The organism is Nonomuraea sp. NPDC004580 (assembly GCF_040609855.1).
Taxonomy (GTDB): Bacteria; Actinomycetota; Actinomycetes; order Streptosporangiales; family Streptosporangiaceae; genus Nonomuraea; species Nonomuraea salmonea.
The window spans coordinates 1-17968 of the sequence record NZ_JBEXLH010000105.1 but is presented as its reverse complement, the minus strand read 5'-3'; the positions used below and the strand labels follow the sequence as shown (position 1 = coordinate 17968).

Genomic DNA, 17968 nt, shown 5'->3' with positions numbered 1-17968 from the left:
GCTCAGCTCGGGCGGCGGCTGCACCGGCTGGGCGCGCCAGCGGGCGTAGCGGACGACGTGGGCGAGTGCGCGTACGGCCTCCTCGGGGGCACCCGATTGAGCGAACCCGCAGCCGACCTTCAGTAACTCTTCAGGCAGACGCCCTGTGCTCAGGCCGGTGGCGCGGCTTGGGCGGCGGCGGAGCGGTCCTGTGCCGCCGGGACGGTGAGGCGGTGGGAGGTCTTCGCCGGGGCGCCTCTGCGGGAGATGTAGTCGAGGGTACGGAAGTCCACCGACAGCTCGTCCCTGGTCAGCCGCCCCATCAGGTAGCCGCGCCGCTGGTCGATGTAGGAGAAGTGCGGGTTCTCCTGCAACGCCTCGGAGATCCACGTACGGTCGCGGTACCCGTCGCCGTCGCTGGCGATCGACGACGCCACCAGTTCCCTGGCCACCACCGGCGAGCCGGGGTCGTCGAAGTCGGTCTTGAGCTCGGCCAGGTGGTGCATGTGGGCGTCACCGGTCAGCACCACGGGGTTGGCGGTGCGGCCCAGGGCGGTCAGCAGGCGGGTGCGCTCGGCGGCGTAGCCGTCCCAGGAGTCGAGGTTGACCTCGCGCCCAGGCCCGGTCCTGAAGTCGCGCTGCGCCACCATGATCTGCTGCCCGAGCAGGTTCCAGCGGGCGGTGGAGGCGTCCAGGCCGCGCTCCAGCCAGCGCCACTGGTCGGCGCCGAGCAGCGTACGCCGGTCGTCGAGCCGGTCGTCACACCCGGCCCGCACGCCGTCGAGGCACGCCTGGTCGTCGCGGAACTGCCGGGTGTCGAGCAGGTGGAAGCGGGCCAGCGTGCCCCAGGAGACCCGCCGGTTCACCCGCAGCACCGCTCCCTGGAGGCTGGCGCGGCGCAGCGGCATGTTCTCGTAGTACGCGCGGAACGCCTGCGCCCGCCGCTGCTCGAAGCCGGGCGCGCCGGTGCTGGAGACGTGGCCGGCCCAGTTGTTCTCCACCTCGTGGTCGTCGAACGCCACCAGCCACGGCGCCACCGCGTGGGCGGCCTGGAGGTCGGGGTCGCTCTTGTACTGGGCGTGGCGCAGCCGGTAGTCGGCAAGGGTGCGGCACTTGCCGGGCGTGTGGGTGCGTACGCGGCCGGCGAGCGCGGTGTAGCCGCTGGGGCCGTACTCGTACATGTAGTCGCCGAGGAACACCACCAGCTGCGGCTCCTGCTCGGCGAGGCGGCGGTAGGCGGTGTAGAAGCCGTGCTCGTAGTGGGCGCACGCGGCGACGGCGAAGTGCAGCGGCGTCTCACCCACCGGCGTCGTACGGGTGCGCCCGACCGGCGACAGCCTGCCCTCGCTCTTGAAGCGGTAGAAGTACTCGCGCCCCGGCTCCAGCCCCTTCAGCTCGACGTGCACGCTGTGCGCGTCGCGGGCGCGGGCGGTGGCGGTGCCGGACCTGACGACCTTGCGGAACCGTTCGTCGGCGGCGACCTGCCAGGCCACCTCGACGTCGCGGGACGGCATGCCGCCGCGCCCGTCACCGCCGAGGGGGTCGGCGGCCAGTCGGGTCCACAGCACGAAGCCGTCGGTGGAGGGGTCTCCCGAGGCGACGCCGAGGGTGAAGGGGTCGGTCTTGAGCGTTCTGGAGGTCGCGGCCGCCGGGAGGGCGGGCGAGGAGACGAGGAGGCCGGCTGTCGCCGCTGTCAGGAAGGCTCTGCGGTCCACGCTCCCAGGTATCGCCTCCCGGTCTGACCCCGCCATGACAACGGAGTCAAGCCAGGATGAACAGCACCGGTCGGTACGCGGCCACCGCGTACGCGAGGTGACGACCCCCTGACGACCCCGTGAACGGCGGCCGGCTCACCTCAGCCGGGCAGGGACGCGCGCAGGGCGGCGGCGTCGGTGAAGTGCACCGCGCGCAGGCCGGCCCGCAGGGCGCCCTCGACGTTCTCCTCGCGGTCGTCGACGAAGACGATGTCGGACGGGTCGGCGCCGAGCCCGTGCGCCAGCGCGTCGTAGATCTCCTTGTCGGGTTTGACCAGGCCCATCCGACCGCTGTAGTAGCGGTGGCCGATCGCCGCGATCCAGGGCAGCTGGTCGAGGCCGTCGCCGACGCAGACGGGCGCGTTCGACAGCAGCGCCACGTCACGGCCGGCGTCGAGCAGCTCACCGAGCAGCGCGACCGTGCCCCTGTCGGGGTTGGCCCAGCTCGAGACGTCCATGGCGACCAGCCGCGCGACCTCGGCGGGCGTGGCGGCCCGGCCCAGCACGGCGCTCCAGTACGCGTGCGGGCTCAGGTCGGCCCGGTCGAAGGCGAGGCGATGCTCCCAGTAGCCGCGCCTGAACGCCCCGGGCTCGGCGCCCACCGCCCGCGCCATCGCGTCGGCGTCGTCCGCCGACTGGGGCAGGGAGAGCACGCCGCCGTAGTCGAACACGATCCATGTCATGCGAGGAATGGTCGCAGATGCGGGCCCAGCGCCGGGCAGCCCAGGTACTTCTCGGCCGTGTGGAAGTCGATCCAGTCGAGGTTGACCAGCTCTTCTGCGTCGACGCCGGTGAAGCAGCCCGCGAGGGCGGGCGGGATGGCGGCGATGTCGTCCTTATCGGATATGTTCACCCAGCGCCGCACGCCGGGCGGGCGCTCGCCGCGCCCGTTGACGGGGGCGGGCAGGAGGTGCTCGAAGACGACGTTGCGCATGCCGAGGGGGCTGCCGAGGGTGACGAGCAGGTCCGCCTCGAGGTCGGGGCAGGCCCACAGCGCCTCGTACGTGACCACGCTGCCCAGCGAGTGCGCGATGACGATGCGGGGGCGGTTGCGCCTGATGACGTCGGCCACGGCCTGCCGGCACTTCTCGCGGCGGCCCTTGTCGGTGAGGTAGGCGGCCACCTCGGGCGCGAACAGCTCGGCGAACGCCGCCGACCGCTCGTCCAGCCTGTCCAGCAGCCAGCCGGTGACCGACTTGAGGGCGCCCGTGACGTGCTCGCCGAACCCGAGGTTCCTGGCCCAGCCGGCGAGGACCTGCTGGGCCTGGAGCTCCATGGCGGCCTTGGGGGCCTTGCCGAGGTCGGCGCCGTCGTTCAGGAGGTGGGAGAAGTAGGCGATCTCCGAGAAGTACGGCCGCGTCTCGCCGCCGAGCGCCGCGTGCAGGTAGCGGTCCCACTTGCGGCGTATGGCCGCCTCGGCGCCGGGCACCGACCGTCCGGCTCTGAGGTAGTAGTCGTACTTGCCGATCCCGTGCACGCCGACGATGCCGGACACCGCGTCCTCCCCAACCCCGTGCTTCTTGCGCGCGATAGTGGCATACGTCGCCGTCCGGCGGAGTGTCAACGAGCACTCGCGGCGGGAAAATGTGATTGCGGGCGGCATATGCCGTCCATATACGGTGACATGTCGTAAGAAAGAGCGCATCGCGAACAGGAGCTCCCCACCATGCCCGGCCCGCTGGTCGTCAACGACGCCGTCGTCATCCCCGACGCCGAGCTCGTGTGGCGCTTCTCGCGTTCCTCGGGCCCCGGTGGTCAGGGCGTCAACACCACCGACAGCCGGGTGGAGCTGACCTTCGACCTGTCCGCGACCACGGCGCTGCCGCCCGCGCTCAAGGCGCGCGCCCTCGACCGGCTCGGCTCCGCCACGATCACCATCGCGGCCTCGGAGTACCGCTCCCAGCTGCGCAACCGCGAGGCCGCCGCGCACCGGCTCGCGCAGCGGCTGCGCGAGGCTATCGCGCCGCCACCCAAGCGCCGGCGGCCGACCAAGCCGAGCCGCGGCTCGGTGGAACGGCGCATCGCCGCCAAGAAGCACCGCAGCGACCTCAAGCGCCTGCGCCGCGAACCCTGACCCCCTGAAGACCGCCCCGTCATCGGCGGGCACGCTCCCGAGGTCAGGTGCCGATGAGGCGGGGCAGGGTGGCGATGGTGGCCGAGAGGTAGCCGGCCACGGCCTGCGGGATGAGGTTGCGCGCGAACAGCTCAGAACGGTGCAGCCGGACGTGCTCCACCTCGTACAGGCCGCGCGCCGGGTCATCGAACTCCGGCCCGTGACGGAGCTCGGGGTCCATGCTCAGCAGGCGGCAGCCGTACACGTGCTGGGTCTTGACCTCGCCCTGCCAGGGGTAGGACACGGTGACCAGGTGACGCACCGCGAAGACCATCGCGCCCAGCTCCTCCAGGAGCTCCCGGTGCAGGGTGTCCTCCAGCGTGTCGTCCTCCGGCTCGACGTGCCCGCCCGGCACCGTCCAGTAGCGCGCGCGTCCCGGCACCGTACGCCGGAACAGGACGAGCCGATCGTCGTGGTCGAGTAGGACGCCACGGACACTGGGTCGCATACCTCCACCCTATTTGACCGGTATGTCCTTCGGGTAGCCTAACCTACGGTACCGTAACCTGAAGGAGAAGATCTTTTATGGCGATGTCTCAGACGGAGCTGCTGCACGAGCTGGAGCCGGTGGTGGCCGGCGAACTCGACCGCCACGAGAAGATGGCCAAAGAGTGGTTCCCGCACGAGTACATCCCGTGGAGCGAAGGCCGCGACTTCGACGGCATCTACGGGGGCGAGGCATGGCAGGAGGGCGACTCCAAGATCCCCGAGGCCGCCCGCGTGTCGCTCATCGTCAACCTCCTGACCGAGGACAACCTGCCCAGCTATCACCACGAGATCGCCACGACGTTCGGCCGCGACGGCGCCTGGGGCACCTGGGTGCACCGGTGGACCGCCGAGGAGGACCGTCACGGCACCGCCATCCGCGACTACCTCACCGTCACCCGCGCCGTGGACCCGGTGGCGCTGGAGCGCGCCCGCATGCGGCACATGGAGCAGGGCTTCGCCACCGAGTACAGCACGATGCTCCAGCAGCTCGCGTACGTCTCCTTCCAGGAGCTGGCCACCCGCATCGCCCACCGCAACACCGGCAGGGCCTCCGGCGACGAGGGCTGCGAGCGGCTGCTGGCCAGGATCGCCGCCGACGAGAACCTGCACATGCTCTTCTACCGCAACCTGCTCAAGGCGGCCTTCGAGCTCGACCCCAACCAGACCATGCGCGCGGTGACCGACGTGGTGACCACCTTCCAGATGCCCGGCCAGGGCATGGAGGGCTTCGCCCGCAAGTCGCTGATCATCGCCCACGAGGGCATCTACGACCTGCGCCTGCACCTGGACGACGTGCTCATGCCGGTGCTGCGGCAGTGGTCGGTGTTCGACAAGACGGGCTTGGACGCCGAGGGCGAGAAGGCGCGCGAGGAGCTGTCCGCGTTCCTGGCCAAGACGGACGCCACGGCCGCCCGCTTCGTCGAGCGCCGCGAGGCGCGCCGTGCCCGCGAGGCCGCCCAGAAGTGAACCCGCAAGGGCACGAAAGCGTACAAAACATCATCAATAGGGGCATGGCACCGCAGTAGCGGCGGCATGGGAGGATCCTGGCCCATGGACTTTCCCACCACGGTCGCCGTCGGGATCACCACACTGCTGACGATCATGCTCCTCGCGGTCGTGACGCAGCGGCTGCTGGATGTCCGTTTCGGCGCGCTGCGCACGTTCCTGGCCGCGCTGGTCGCGTTCGCGCTCGCCCAGCCGGTGCTGGAGCCGATCATGGCCATGGTCGGCCCCATGGACGGCACTCAGCCGCCCGACGCGGCCGCCCTGGGAGTCCTCCTGCTCGTCCTCATGGCCATGGTGCTGATCCCCATGGCCATGCTCGTGCTGGCCGAGGCGCTGGTGCCGCCCGGCTCGGTGCCGGGGCCGCTGGAGCTGGCGCGGTCCGTACGCGGCCGGTTGTCCAGGACCAGGCGTTATTCGCAGATCACCAGGATCGCCGTCCGGCACGGACTCGGCCCCTACCTGCGGGGCAGGGGCGAACGGCCGGACGACCGCTCGGGCAAGCTCCGCCTGGCCGCGTCGCTGCGGGCCGCGCTGGACGACGGCGGGGTGACGTTCGTCAAGCTCGGGCAGGTGCTGTCCACCCGGCGCGACCTGCTGCCCGCCGAGTTCGTCGACGAGCTCGGACGGCTGCAGGACCAGGTCGCCCCCGCCCCGTGGGAGCAGGTCGAGCCGGTGCTGCGCGCGGAGCTGGGCGGACCGGTGGACGAGGTGTTCGCCGCGTTCGACCGTACGCCGCTCGCCGCCGCCTCCATCGGCCAGGTGCACGCCGCCCGGCTGCACTCGGGCCGCGAGGTCGTGGTCAAGGTGCGCCGGCCGGGCATCGAGGCGGTCGTCGGCCAGGACCTGGAGATCGTCCGGCGGCTGGCCGCCACGCTGGAGGGCAGGACCCGCTGGGGCCGCTCGCTCGGCCTGCGCGACCTGGCCGAGGGGTTCGCCACGGCGATCAGGGAGGAGCTGGACTTCGGCGTCGAGGCCGCCAACATGGCCGCCGTCTCGGCCGCCCGCGCCTCAGGAGGCTCCGGGGAAGACCACGGCGGCGGAGCGAGCGTCGCGTATCCCGCGCCGATCAGCGCGATGTGCTCGGAGCGGGTGCTGGTCATGGAGCGGCTGTCGGGACGCCCGGTCACCGCCGCCGACCCCGCCGAGGGCCCGCGCCTGGCCCGCGACCTGCTCGACTGCCTGCTCAGGCAGATCCTCATCGAGGGCGTCTTCCACGCCGACCCCCACCCGGGCAACCTCATGCTACTGGAGGACGGCACGCTGGGCCTGCTCGACTTCGGCTCGGTGGGCCGGCTCGACGGCTCCGTACGCGCGGCGCTGCAGCGCTTCCTGCTCGCCATGAACCGCCAGGACCCCCTGGGCGTCACGGACGCGCTCCTGGAGGTCGTGCCACGCCCCGAGGAGATCGACGAGCCGGCGCTGGAGCGGGCCCTGGGCCAGTTCATGGCCAGGCACCTGGGCCCCGGCCTGGACAGCGCGCAGCTGTTCACCGACCTGTTCAAGATCGTCTCGGAGTACGGCCTGTCGATCCCGCCCGAGGTGGCCGCCGTCTTCCGCGCGCTGGCCACGCTGGAGGGCACGCTGGTGCGCCTGTCGCCCGGCTTCAACCTGATCGGCGAGGCCCGCGCTTTCGCGGGACGCTACCTGTCGGAGCAGGTCACGCCGGAGACGATCCGCGAGTCGCTGACCCAGGAGCTGACCGCCCTGGTGCCGATGCTGCGCCGGCTGCCGCGCCGGATCGAGCGCATCGCCAGCGCCGCCGAGCACGGCCGCTTCAGCATGAACGTGCGGCTGCTCGCCGACGACCGCGACCGCCGCTACGTGACGGGCCTGCTGCACCAGGTGCTGCTGACGGTGCTGGGCGCGACGGCGGGGCTGATGGCGGTCGTCCTGCTGACCACGGACGGCGGGCCCGCGCTGGTGGGCTCGACGACGCTGCTGCAGCTCATCGGCTACAACCTGCTGATGGTCGCGGCGATCCTGGGCTTGCGGGTGCTGGCGCTGATCTTCCGCCGCCCCCGCGCCTCCGACGACCAGTAGCCGGGAGATTCCCGCACAAGATGCGCGAGTTCGGGGAGAACTGTGCGCCTCTTGACTTCGGCATGGTCTTGGACATCCGCGGCATCGGGCAGGTTCCCGGTAACACCGGAACCCCTTGGGAGCAGTGGGTGAAAATCATCGGGATCGCCGCCAGTCTCCACGCGGGGTCATTCATCACCAGATTGTTGGACGCGGCAGGCGGCGAATTGCCGGAGAACGTGTGTTTCGAGGTGTGGCAGGGGTTGGGCGAGATCCCCCCGTACCAGCCGGGGACCGTCCCGGGGCCGGCGCGGGAGCTGGTCTCGATGGTCGCGGGGAGCGACGCGATCCTGCTGACGGCTCCCGAGCACAGCCTGCTGCCGATGGAGCTGACCCACGCACTGGACTGGATGGCCGCGCGGGACGGGCTGTCGGGCAAGCACGTCGGGGTGATGAGCGCGAGCGCGCGGGCCTGCGGGGCCATGTGGGCGCAGGCGGAGCTGTACAAGCAGTTGCTCGGGGCGGGCGCCGTGGTGATGGGGGCCGAGCTGGTGATCTCGCCGGCCTGCCCGCACTTCGACGAGGACGGCCACCTGACCTCCCCCGACCTGCGCGACCAGGTGCGGCGAGTGATCCGCCAGCTCTGCCCCGCCGAGGTCATGGAGCCGGTGCTGTCGGCCCTGTGACGGCCCTGTGACGGCCCTGTGACGGCCGTGCGACGGCCGCGCGGCAACCGCGCGGCAACCCATTACGACCCTGTGAGAGCGCTGTGACCGCCCCTCTGACGGCCCCCCTCTGACGGCCCCCCTCTGACGGCCCCCTCTGACGGCGCTGTGATGCGGTCAGTGCTCGCGCCGCTGCAGGCGCTCCAGCTTGATGCTCAGGTCGAGGACCTCGGACCGCAGGAAGTCGAACTCGCGCTGGATCTCCGACCGGACGACGGCGAACTCGACGGCGATCTCCGCCCGCACGTCCGCCCCTGGCTCGGCGGCCTCGGCCGTCTCGGGAGTCTCGCGGGCTTCCGGGGTCTCGGCGGCAGGGCGGGAGGCGACCTCCCTGCGCACGCCCGCGATCTCGGTGCCGACCGCGGCGAACTCCTCGCCGATCTCGCCGCGGGCACGGGCCAGCTCGGCCCGCAGCGTGGTGATCTCGGCCTGCAGCCGCTCCGAGAGGCCGAGGACCTCACGCATGAGACCGATCTGCTGTTCGGGCCCGGCCTGCTCCAGGGCCGTCTCGAGGTCCTCGACCCGGAGTTTCAGGTCGAGGACCTCCGCGCGTACGTCCACCTGCCCCCGCCCTCTCATGCTCTGCGCTCTTCCTTGCTGCCATCGTCGCAGCCGCGGGACGGGGGCGCGGAGCGGAGGAAAAGCGCGGGTGTGCTTCTTTCCTCTCGCGCCCCTCGAACCCCTCTCGACGGCGGGAACGACGGCAGGGAGCGGGTGCAGGTTTTTCCTCCTGAGCCCGTCCCGCGGGCCTCAGATGAGCTCGATGAGGTCGGCGACCGAGTCGACGATCAGGGAGGGACGGTAGGGGAAGCGGTCGATCTCGTGCCGCTGGGTGACGCCGGTGAGCACGAGGATGGTGAACAGCCCGGCCTCCATGCCCGAGACGATGTCGGTGTCCATGCGGTCGCCGATCATGGCCGTGGTCTCGCTGTGGGCTTCGATCTCGTTGAGCGCGCTGCGCATCATGCGCGGGTTGGGCTTGCCCACGAAGTACGGCTCCACGCCGGTCGCCTTGGTGATCATGGCGGCGACGGCGCCGCAGGCCGGCAGCGAGCCCTCGGTGGAGGGGCCGATCGGGTCGGGGTTGGTGGCGATGAAGCGGGCGCCGCCCTCGATGAGCCGGATGGCGCGGGTGATCTGGGTGAAGCTGTAGGTGCGGGTCTCGCCGAGCACCACGTAGTCGGGGTCGAGGTCGGTCAGCACGTAGCCGACCTCGTGCAGCGCCGTGGTCAGTCCTGCCTCGCCGATCACGTACGCCGACCCGCCGGCCCGCTGGTCGTCGAGGAACTGGGCGGTGGCCAGGGCGGAGGTCCAGATGGACTCGGCGGGCACGTCGAGCCCGGCGCCCGCGAGGCGTACGGACAGGTCGCGCTGGGTGTAGATCGAGTTGTTGGTCAGGACCCGGAACTTCCGGCCCGACTCGCTGAGCCTTTTGATGAATTCGTCCGCACCTGGGACCGGTCGCCCTTCATGTACGAGCACGCCGTCCATGTCGGACAACCAGGAGTCGATCCGCTTACGCTGAGTCACGCGTTCATCGTACCGAGCGCGCCTTATCGACTTCCCGCCCGGCAGGTGAACAATGTTGCTCATGTCGTTCACTGAAACCGCCCAGGACATGCGGGACGAGATCGTCCAGCTCAGGCACTCCTTGCACACCACCCCCGAGATCGGCCTGCACCTGCCGCGCACCCAGGAGAAGGTGCTCGCGGCCCTGGAGGGGCTGCCGCTGGAGATCACGACCGGGTCCGCGCTCAGCTCGGTGACGGCGGTGCTGCGGGGTGGTAGGCCCGGTGGCCGGCAGGGGCCCGCGGTGCTTTTGCGTGGCGACATGGACGCGCTGCCGGTGGCCGAGAAGAACGACCTGCCGTACGTTTCCCAGTTGCCGGGCCAGATGCACGCCTGCGGCCACGACCTGCACACGGCGATGCTGGTGGGGGCGGCGCACCTGCTCAGCGGGCGGCGCGACGAGCTGGCCGGTGACGTGATCTTCATGTTCCAGCCGGGCGAGGAGGGCCACGACGGCGCCAAGCGCATGATCGAGGAGGGCGTGCTGGAGGCGGCCGGCGCGCGGCCGGTGGCGGCGTACGGGATGCACGTGGTGTCGTCGGTCCTGCCGCAGGGGCTGTTCGCGTCGCGGCCCGGGCCGCTGATGGCGGCGGCCGACACGTTCAAGGTGACGGTGAAGGGGCGCGGCGGGCACGGCTCGACGCCGCACCTGTCGCTCGACCCGATCCAGGCGGCCTGCGAGATGGTGACGTCGCTGCAGACCATGGTGACCAGGACGTTCAACGTCTTCGACCCGGTCGTGGTGACGGTGGGCAGGTTCCAGGCCGGCTCGGCCGACAACGTCATCCCGGACGAGGCGCACTTCGAGGCGACGCTGCGGACCTTCAGCAAGGAGAACAGGGCGCTGGCCAAGCGGCGCCTGGTGGAGGTCGTGGAGGGCATCGCGGCGGCGTACGGGCTGGGCGTGGAGCCGTCGTTCGCGATGGGCTACCCGGTGACGGTGAACGACAGGACCGAGGCGGCGTTCGCCGGCGCGACGGCGGACGAGCTGTTCGGGCCTGGCCGCTACGCCGTCTCCCCCAACCCGATCATGGGCTCGGAGGACTTCTCGTACGTGCTGGAGAACGTGCCGGGCGCGTTCGTGTTCCTGGGCGCCTGCCCGCCGGACCGCGACCCGGTGACCGCCCCCTACAACCACTCCCCCGACGCGCTCTTCGACGACGCGGTGCTGCCGGACGGCGCCGCGCTGTACGCCTCGCTGGCGGCCTCCAGGCTGGCGCAGGAGGCGGCGAACGGACAGGGGTGACCACATGCGTGCCTGGGTGGTGGAGCGTCCTGGACCGATCGCGTCGGGGCCGCTGCGGCTGATCGAGCGGGAGGCGCCCGTGCCGGGGCCCGGCGAGGTCCTGGTGAAGGTGGAGGCGTGCGCGGTGTGCCGTACGGACCTGCACCTCGCGGAGGGCGACCTGGAGCCGCGCCGGCCGCGCACCACCCCCGGGCATCAGGTGGTCGGCAGGATCGAGGGCACCGGCCCGCGGGCAGGCAGGCGGGTGGGTGTGGCGTGGCTGCGCTCGACCTGCGGCCGGTGCCGGTACTGCCGCAGGGGCATGGAGAACCTGTGCCCGTACTCGGCGTACACGGGGTGGGACGCCGACGGCGGCTACGCCGAGTACGTCGTCGCCCGCGAGGACTACGTCTATCCGCTGCCCGACGACCGCCCCGCCGAGTGGCTGGCGCCGCTGCTGTGCGCGGGCATCATCGGCTACCGGGCGCTGGCCAGGTGCGACCTGCCGCGGGACGGGCGGCTCGGCATCTACGGCTTCGGCTCGTCGGCGCATCTGACCGCTCAGGCGGCGATCGCGCGCGGGGCCACGTTGCACGTGGTCACGCGGTCGGAACAAGCACGTAGGCTGGCGCTTGAGCTGGGCGCGGCCTCCGCGGACGCGCGCCGGCCGCCCGAGCCGCTGGACGCGGCGATCCTGTTCGCGCCCGTCGGCACGCTGGTGCCGCCCGCGCTGGAGGCGCTCGACCGGGGCGGGACGCTCGCCGTGGCGGGCATCCACCTCACCGACGTCCCGGCGCTCGACTACGACCGGCACCTGTTCCAGGAACGCACGCTGCGCAGCGTGACGGCCAACACCAGGGCCGACGGGCACGCCTATCTGGAGCTGGCCCTGGCGCATCCGCCCAGGGTGTCGGCGGTGGCCTACCCGTTCGAAGAGGCGGACCGGGCGCTGGCGGACCTGGCCGCCGACCGGGTCAACGGCGCGGCCGTCTTGACGCTGACCTGAGGTTTTACTTGATGGCGCTTAGCGCCACTTCCTACACTCATGAAGGAAAGTTACATTAGCCTCACAACCGCTGGAGATTATTGACGCCGATCTGGCGCGATCGTAATGTCCGGTCAATCCCTAGAGACATCCCCCGGAGCGGCAAATGAAGCGACTGGCAGCGGTAGTGGCGTTGCTGGGTCTTGCCACCGCGACTGCGGCGTGCAGCGGTGGCACCACCGACAAGTCCGGCTCGGGCGGTGGCGGCGGCGGGCTCTTCACCACGATCGACGTGAACAGGCCGGGCCTTGAGGCGTCGGCGCCGGCCAACCCGTACAACCCGAAGGGCAACTCCTTCCCCGGCTACAGCTCCATGAAGCTGGGCTGGGTCGTCAACCACCTGACCGACCCGAACAAGGCCCTGCCTGGTCTTGCGGCGAGCTGGGAGCTCGCGGACGACAACTCCGCGATCACGTTGAAGTTGCAGCCCAACGCGAAGTGGTCCGACGGCAAGCCGGTCACGGCCGAGGACGTCAAGATGTCCATCGGCATCGCCTACACGCAGGGCAGCACGGCGTTCTCGACCACCCCGGGCGCGGCGGGCGCCGCCGCGGAGGTCGAGGTGGTCGACCCGCAGACGGTGAAGATCACGCAGGACATGGCCAACCCGAGCCCCAAGTTCGCCCGCGGCGTGCTGGACACCACGATCCTGCCGGCGCACGTGTGGAGCAGCGTGCTCCCCGCCGACTTCTGGGACAAGCTCAAGGCCGCGCGCGGCGACGGCGCCGAGGCCGAGAAGGCCCGCGAGGAGATTTCGTCCCTGGGCGAGAAGGTCATCGCCTTCGCCCCGCCGAAGGACGTCTCCGCCGGCCCGTTCGTGCTGGAGCGGGTCAACCCCTCCGAGGCGCTGCTGGTCAAGAACAAGTACTTCTTCAACGCCGCCAACGTCGCTCCTTCGCAGGTGAAGTTCCTCAACTACACCGGCAACGAGCAGATCTGGAACTACCTCACCGCCGGCAAGCTCGACCACGCCGGGTTCACCGCCGCGCCGACGGACGTGATGAACCGGATCAAGGCCGCCTCCGGCAACGAGGTCATCAAGGGCTACTCGCCGGTGGCCGTGGGCATGGCCTTCAACCAGACCAAGAAGCCGTACGACAACGTGCACGTGCGCAGGGGCCTGGCCTACCTGATCGACCGCGACCAGGTCACCAAGGTCGCCTCGCCCGAGGGCGGCACGGCCGCCGCCACGACCAGCGGCATCCACCAGAAGGCCGCGCAGGCGTGGATCCCTGACACGGTCCCGCAGCTCGAGCCGTACAAGGCGGACCTGGCAAAGGCCGAGACCGAGTTCAAGGAAGCCGGCCTGGTCAAGAAGGACGGCAAGTGGACGCTGGCCGACGGCACGCCGTGGAAGGTCTCCATGCACGCGCCCGCCGGCTTCTCCGACTGGCTGTCGGCGCAGGAGAACATCAAGGGCCAGCTCATCAAGGCCGGCGTGGACGCGGAGGTCGTGACGACCGCCGACTACCCGCTGTACCTGGAGGAGCTGGCGGCCGGCAAGTACGACGTCGGCTTCTGGCTGATGGCGCTCGGCCCCGCGCCGTACGACATCTTCCAGCGCCTCTACGGCGCCTCCAACGGCTGGACCAACGTCGCGGGCAAGGTCACGCACAGCGCCCCCGGCAAGAACGGCAACTGGATGGGCGGCCCCGAGGAGATCGAGGTCGACGGCGAGAAGATCAACCCCGGTGAGCTGACCGCCGAGCTGAACTCCGCCGACGAGGAGGCCGCCAAGCCGATCATGGCGAAGCTGGCCAAGGCCGCCAACCAGGACCTGCCGGTCATCCAGCTCTGGGACTACGTGAACACGCAGTTCGTCAACAACAACCGTTTCACCGGCTGGCCCCACGACGACGAGGTCCTGCGAATGGGCACCGGCGTGCTCCCCTCCGGCGTGTGGATCCAGCAAGGTCTGATCAAGGCGAAGCAGTAGCCTATGACGTCCATCGCACGGCGACTCGCGGGCCACCTGGCCCGCGGGTTCGTCATGATCCTCGTTGTCGCGACGATCAGCTTCTTCATCATCAACAACATCCCGGGCGACCCCATGGCCGCCCGCTACGAGAAGCTGATCGAGGGCGGCATGGCCCCCGAGGCGGCCCAGCAGGCGGTGAAGGTGCTGTACGGCTTCCAGCCGGACGGCACGCTGTGGCAGCAGTACGGCGAGTACATCACCGGCCTGCTCCGCCTCGACCTCGGTGTCTCGGTCACCAGGCCCGGCACCCCCGTGCTCGACGTGCTGACCGACGCGGCCAAGTGGACCGTTCTACCGGTGCTGGCCGGCACGCTGCTGAGCTTCCTCGTCGGGATCATCCTCGGCGTGTACGCGGCGATCAAGCGCACCGGCAAGCTCGGCGACGCGCTGTCCATCTCGGGCTCGCTGCTGCACGGCATCCCGCAGTACGTGCTGGCGATGCTGCTCGTGGTGATCTTCGCCACGCTCATCCCCATCCTGCCCGCCGACGGGTCGGTGGACATCCTGTACGAACCGGGGTTGAACGCCGGCTACATCGGCTCGCTCGTCGAGCACGCGATCCTGCCGGTCCTGACGTACGCGCTGTCGGCGTACGGCGGGTGGATCCTGGCGATGAAGTCGAGCGTCGTGACCGTGCTCGGTGACGACTTCATCCTGGCCGCCGAGCTGCGCGGGATGAAGCGCTCGATCGTCTTCAGGTACATCGCGCGCAACGCGATCCTGCCGCTGTTCACCATGCTCGCCCTGTCACTGGGGCTGCTGCTCGGCGGCGCGGTCTTCATCGAGAAGATCTTCAACTATCCGGGCCTCGGCTGGCTGCTGATCAGCAGCGTCACCGACCGCGACTACGCCCTGATGGGCGGCGCCTTCCTGCTGATCACGGCCGGGACCATCATCGCCAACATCGTGGCGGACCTGTTCTACACGGTCATCGACCCACGGGTGCGCAGCGGAGAGGAGGCGTCGTGAGCGCCACGCTCATTCCGGAGACCGGTGCGGGCACCGGCTCGGCGGCCTCGGCCATGCGCCGCAACTTCTGGCGCGGCGTGTGGCGGGTGATGAGGCGCAAGCCCAGCCGCATGGTCGGCGTCGTCATCCTCGCGGGTTTCGTGATCATGGCGGTCGTCGGGCCCATGCTGCTGCCCGCCAACCTGCCGGGCGACACCAACGCGATCACCCAGCCGCCGAGCTGGGAACACTGGTTCGGCACCGACCCGCAGGGGCGGGACGTGACCGCGCTGGTCATCAAGGGCTCGCGCTACGTGCTGCTGACCGCCGCGGTGACCGCGGTCATCACGGTCGTCGTCGGCACCGCGATCGGGCTGTTCTCCGGCTTCCGCCGGGGCCGCTGGGACACCGTGCTCATGCGGCTGACCGACATGAAGCTCACCGTCCCCGGCCTGCCGCTGCTGCTGGTCCTCGCGACCGTGTGGCGCTTCAGCAGCCCGGTGCAGATGGGCCTCGTGCTCGGCCTGCTCGGCTGGGGCGGCGTGGCGCGGGCCGTGCGCTCGCAGACGCTGTCGCTGCGCGAGCGCGGGTTCATCGAGGCGGCGCGCGGGCTCGGTCTGTCCACGACGCACATCATCGGCAAGGAACTGCTGCCGAGCATGGCGCCGTACATCGCCATGAACATGCTCATCTCGGTCACCGGCGCGGTCTACTCGCAGGTGGGCCTGTTCTTCCTGGGCGTGCTGCCGTACGAGTCGGACAACTGGGGCGTGATGCTCAACCTGGCCGTGTTCCAGGCGGGCGCCATGATCACGCCGAACGCGCTGGGCTACCTGCTGGCTCCGCTGCTGGCGATCCTGCTGCTCACGCTCGGGATCGTGCTCGTGGTGGACGCCATGGACGAGATCTTCAATCCCCGGCTGCGCGAGGAGTAGAGGGTGAGCGACAAGGCGCCCGGAGTGCGCATCGGCGGCCTGACGGTCGTCTACAAGACCCCCGCGGGCGAACTGCCCGCCGTCAGGGACGTCAGCCTGACGCTGAAGCCCGGCTCGATCACCGGCATCGTCGGCGAGTCGGGATCCGGCAAGTCGACGCTGGCGCTGTCGCTGCTCAACGCCGTGCAGCCGCCCGGCAGGATCGCGGCGGGCAGCGTCGAGATCGACGGGCTGGGCGACGTGGCGGCGCTGTCGGGCGAGCAGTTGCGCAAGGCGCGCGGCAAGCACATCGGCTACGTCTTCCAGGCCGCCCAGAACTCCCTCAACCCGCTCAAGACGGTCGGCAAGCAGCTGCTCGACCTGGGCCGTTCGCACGGGATCGAGGACCTGCGCGGGCTGGTGCGCGAGGCCAAGGAGCTGCTCGGCCGGATGGGCATGGACGGCGCCCGCGTGCTCGACTCGCACCAGCACGAGCTGTCCGGCGGCATGCGCCAGCGGGTCGGCATCATGCTGGCGCTGGTGCTCAACGCCCACCTGGTGGTGCTGGACGAGCCGACGACCGCGCTCGACATGATCACCCAGGCGAACATCCTGAAGATCGTCCGCGAGGTGCACGCGGAGCGCGGCCTGACCACGCTGGTCATCACGCACGACATCGGCGTGGTGGCCGAGGTCGCCGACCGGCTGGCCGTCATGTACGGCGGCCGCCTCGTCGAGCAGGGCCCCACCAGGGAGGTGCTCGGCGCGCCCAGCCACCCGTACACGCGCGGCCTGATCAAGGCCATCCCCCGGCTCGTCGGCGACATCGACGAGGCCCAGGCGCTGCCGGGCCGGCCGCCCACGCTGGCGACCGTGCCCGAGCAGGGCTGCGTGTTCAGGGAGCGGTGCGCGCTGCGCATGGACGTGTGCGACACCGTGGACCCCGAGGCCGTCGAGCACGGCACGCGTACCGTGGCCTGTCACGCCGTGACCGTGAAGGAGCACGCATGATCACCGGAACCGGCGTCGTCAAGACGTTCAAGCAGCGGGGCAAGGTGCTGGGCGCCCGCGAGGTGCGGGCGCTGCGGGGCGTGGACTTCGCGATCCCCAAGGGCGGCGCGGCCTCGTTCATCGGCGAGTCCGGGTGCGGCAAGACCACGCTGGGGCGGATCATCGCGGGGCTGGAGTCGTACGACGAGGGCGAGATCGCGATCGACGGCGTCGAGCTGTCGGGGCTGAAGCCCAAGCAGCGCCAGCCGCACTTCCGCAAGATCCAGATGATCCACCAGGACCCGTACTCGGCCCTGAACCCGACGAGGACCGTCCACCAGACGCTGTTCGCGCCGCTCAGCCTGCGGGCCAGGCAGACCGGCCGTTCGCGCGCCTGGATCGAGGAGCGGGCCGCCGAGGTGCTCTCGCTGGTCGGCCTCGACCCGGGCTCGGTGCTGTCGCGCTACCCGCACCAGCTGTCCGGCGGCATGCGGCAGCGCGTGGTCATCGCCCGCGCGCTCACCGTGGACCCGGAGATGCTGGTCGCCGACGAGGCCGTCTCGATGATCGACGTCTCGCTCCGGCTGGGCATCCTCGCGCTGCTGAAGGACCTGCGCGAGCGGCTCGGCGTGAGCGTGCTGTTCATCACGCACGACGTGGCGACGGCCCGCTACATCGGCGGCGACGGCGAGCTGTACGTCATCTACCGTGGCCAGGTCGTCGAGCACGGCCCGGTGGACACGATCATCGCCGACCCGGTGCACCCGTACACGCAGTCGCTGCTGTCGGCCATCCCCGTCCTGCACGGCCTGGAGCAGCCGGGCGAGCAGCCCGTCGTGCCGCTGGAGTCGCTGGACGAGAGCCAGGCCGACGAGGGCTGCCTGTTCGCCCGCCGCTGCCCGTTCAGCACCGAGCGGTGCACGTCGGAGCGGCCGCTGCTGCAGCTCACCGAGGGCGTGCCGCAGGAGCACGCGTGCTTCCACCCCGAGCGCCGCAGCGTGATCGCCCGCCCGATGAGCGAGGTGTGATGACGCACTCCGTGCGGGAATTCGACGCCGGGCAGGCCGCGCGGGTGGCCGAGTCGGCGCTGACGTTCGACGCCGGCGAGGGCGCCGCGCTGCTGCCGATGCCGCTGATGCTGCTGCCATTCCTGGGCAGCGGCGTAGTCCCGCCGGAGTCGATGCCGGGCCCGCTGCGCTGGTTCGCCGAGCACCA

Annotated in this window: 17 protein-coding genes and 1 pseudogene; 12 read left to right on the top strand and 6 right to left on the bottom strand. The window is 70.8% G+C overall.

Annotated elements, in window-relative coordinates; all coding sequences use genetic code 11:
• Nucleotides 1-149 precede the first annotated feature (149 nt).
• The 3 genes from ABZW11_RS45125 to ABZW11_RS45115 form a co-directional block, all read right to left on the bottom strand.
• Entirely contained in the window at nt 150-1694 is a 1545-nt protein-coding gene (locus ABZW11_RS45125; RefSeq protein ID WP_355432356.1) for an alkaline phosphatase D family protein, read from the bottom strand.
• A 140-nt stretch (nt 1695-1834) separates the two neighbouring features.
• Nucleotides 1835-2416, bottom strand: coding sequence for an HAD family phosphatase (locus ABZW11_RS45120; protein WP_355432353.1), 582 nt, complete (start codon nt 2414-2416; stop codon nt 1835-1837).
• Nucleotides 2413-3228, bottom strand: a complete 816-nt coding sequence (locus tag ABZW11_RS45115; RefSeq protein ID WP_355432351.1) for a hypothetical protein — start codon at nt 3226-3228, stop codon at nt 2413-2415. Before ABZW11_RS45115 ends, ABZW11_RS45120 begins: the two co-directional genes overlap by 4 nt.
• Nucleotides 3229-3399: 171 nt before the next feature.
• Here ABZW11_RS45115 and arfB point away from each other — a divergent pair, with 171 nt between their 5' ends.
• A complete protein-coding gene (gene arfB / locus ABZW11_RS45110; RefSeq protein ID WP_355432348.1) occupies nt 3400-3807 on the top strand; it encodes an alternative ribosome rescue aminoacyl-tRNA hydrolase ArfB in 408 nt (135 codons plus the stop codon).
• 43 nt (nt 3808-3850) lie between these two features.
• Here arfB and ABZW11_RS45105 read toward each other — a convergent pair whose 3' ends face one another.
• Nucleotides 3851-4294 (bottom strand): NUDIX hydrolase, encoded by a 444-nt coding sequence (locus ABZW11_RS45105; RefSeq protein WP_355432346.1) that lies wholly within the window; start codon nt 4292-4294, stop codon nt 3851-3853.
• 77 nt (nt 4295-4371) lie between these two features.
• Here ABZW11_RS45105 and ABZW11_RS45100 point away from each other — a divergent pair, with 77 nt between their 5' ends.
• From ABZW11_RS45100 to ABZW11_RS45090, 3 genes are all read left to right on the top strand, one after another.
• The gene (locus ABZW11_RS45100; protein ID WP_355432344.1) at nt 4372-5301 is read left to right on the top strand and encodes an acyl-ACP desaturase; all 930 of its coding nucleotides are present in this window, start codon (nt 4372-4374) and stop codon (nt 5299-5301) included.
• Between the two features lie 84 nt (nt 5302-5385).
• A complete protein-coding gene (locus tag ABZW11_RS45095; RefSeq protein WP_355432342.1) occupies nt 5386-7380 on the top strand; it encodes an AarF/UbiB family protein in 1995 nt (664 codons plus the stop codon).
• Between the two features lie 20 nt (nt 7381-7400).
• Nucleotides 7401-8045, top strand: a complete 645-nt coding sequence (locus tag ABZW11_RS45090; RefSeq protein WP_355432340.1) for an NADPH-dependent FMN reductase — start codon at nt 7401-7403, stop codon at nt 8043-8045.
• A 156-nt stretch (nt 8046-8201) separates the two neighbouring features.
• On the opposite strand, the gene ABZW11_RS45085 is transcribed toward ABZW11_RS45090, so the two are convergent.
• Nucleotides 8202-8663, bottom strand: a complete 462-nt coding sequence (locus ABZW11_RS45085) for a hypothetical protein (protein ID WP_355432337.1) — start codon at nt 8661-8663, stop codon at nt 8202-8204.
• Between the two features lie 171 nt (nt 8664-8834).
• Complete coding sequence (locus tag ABZW11_RS45080) at nt 8835-9575, bottom strand: HAD-IIA family hydrolase (protein WP_345409727.1); 741 nt, start codon at nt 9573-9575, stop codon at nt 8835-8837.
• 100 nt (nt 9576-9675) lie between these two features.
• Between ABZW11_RS45080 and ABZW11_RS45075 the strand changes: the two genes are divergently transcribed.
• From ABZW11_RS45075 to ABZW11_RS45040, 8 genes and pseudogenes are all read left to right on the top strand, one after another.
• A complete protein-coding gene (locus tag ABZW11_RS45075; RefSeq protein WP_355432334.1) occupies nt 9676-10899 on the top strand; it encodes a M20 family metallopeptidase in 1224 nt (407 codons plus the stop codon).
• A gap of 4 nt (nt 10900-10903) precedes the next feature.
• Complete coding sequence (locus tag ABZW11_RS45070) at nt 10904-11884, top strand: zinc-dependent alcohol dehydrogenase family protein (RefSeq protein WP_355432332.1); 981 nt, start codon at nt 10904-10906, stop codon at nt 11882-11884.
• 145 nt (nt 11885-12029) lie between these two features.
• Nucleotides 12030-13859: an ABC transporter substrate-binding protein gene (locus tag ABZW11_RS45065; RefSeq protein ID WP_355432329.1), complete on the top strand. Its 1830-nt coding sequence runs from the start codon at nt 12030-12032 to the stop codon at nt 13857-13859.
• A gap of 3 nt (nt 13860-13862) precedes the next feature.
• Nucleotides 13863-14870 carry an ABC transporter permease gene (locus tag ABZW11_RS45060; protein ID WP_355432326.1) on the top strand — a complete coding sequence of 336 codons (1008 nt, stop codon included), beginning with the start codon at nt 13863-13865 and terminating at the stop codon, nt 14868-14870.
• Nucleotides 14867-15784 carry an ABC transporter permease gene (locus ABZW11_RS45055; RefSeq protein ID WP_355432323.1) on the top strand — a complete coding sequence of 306 codons (918 nt, stop codon included), beginning with the start codon at nt 14867-14869 and terminating at the stop codon, nt 15782-15784. Before ABZW11_RS45060 ends, ABZW11_RS45055 begins: the two co-directional genes overlap by 4 nt.
• 3 nt (nt 15785-15787) lie before the next feature.
• The gene (locus tag ABZW11_RS45050; RefSeq protein ID WP_355432320.1) at nt 15788-16774 is read left to right on the top strand and encodes an ABC transporter ATP-binding protein; all 987 of its coding nucleotides are present in this window, start codon (nt 15788-15790) and stop codon (nt 16772-16774) included.
• Entirely contained in the window at nt 16771-17781 is a 1011-nt protein-coding gene (locus ABZW11_RS45045) for an ABC transporter ATP-binding protein (protein WP_355432317.1), read from the top strand. The genes ABZW11_RS45050 and ABZW11_RS45045 overlap by 4 nt, the downstream gene beginning before the upstream one ends.
• A gap of 77 nt (nt 17782-17858) precedes the next feature.
• Nucleotides 17859-17968, top strand: a pseudogene (locus ABZW11_RS45040) (ABC transporter permease); the annotation flags it as partial.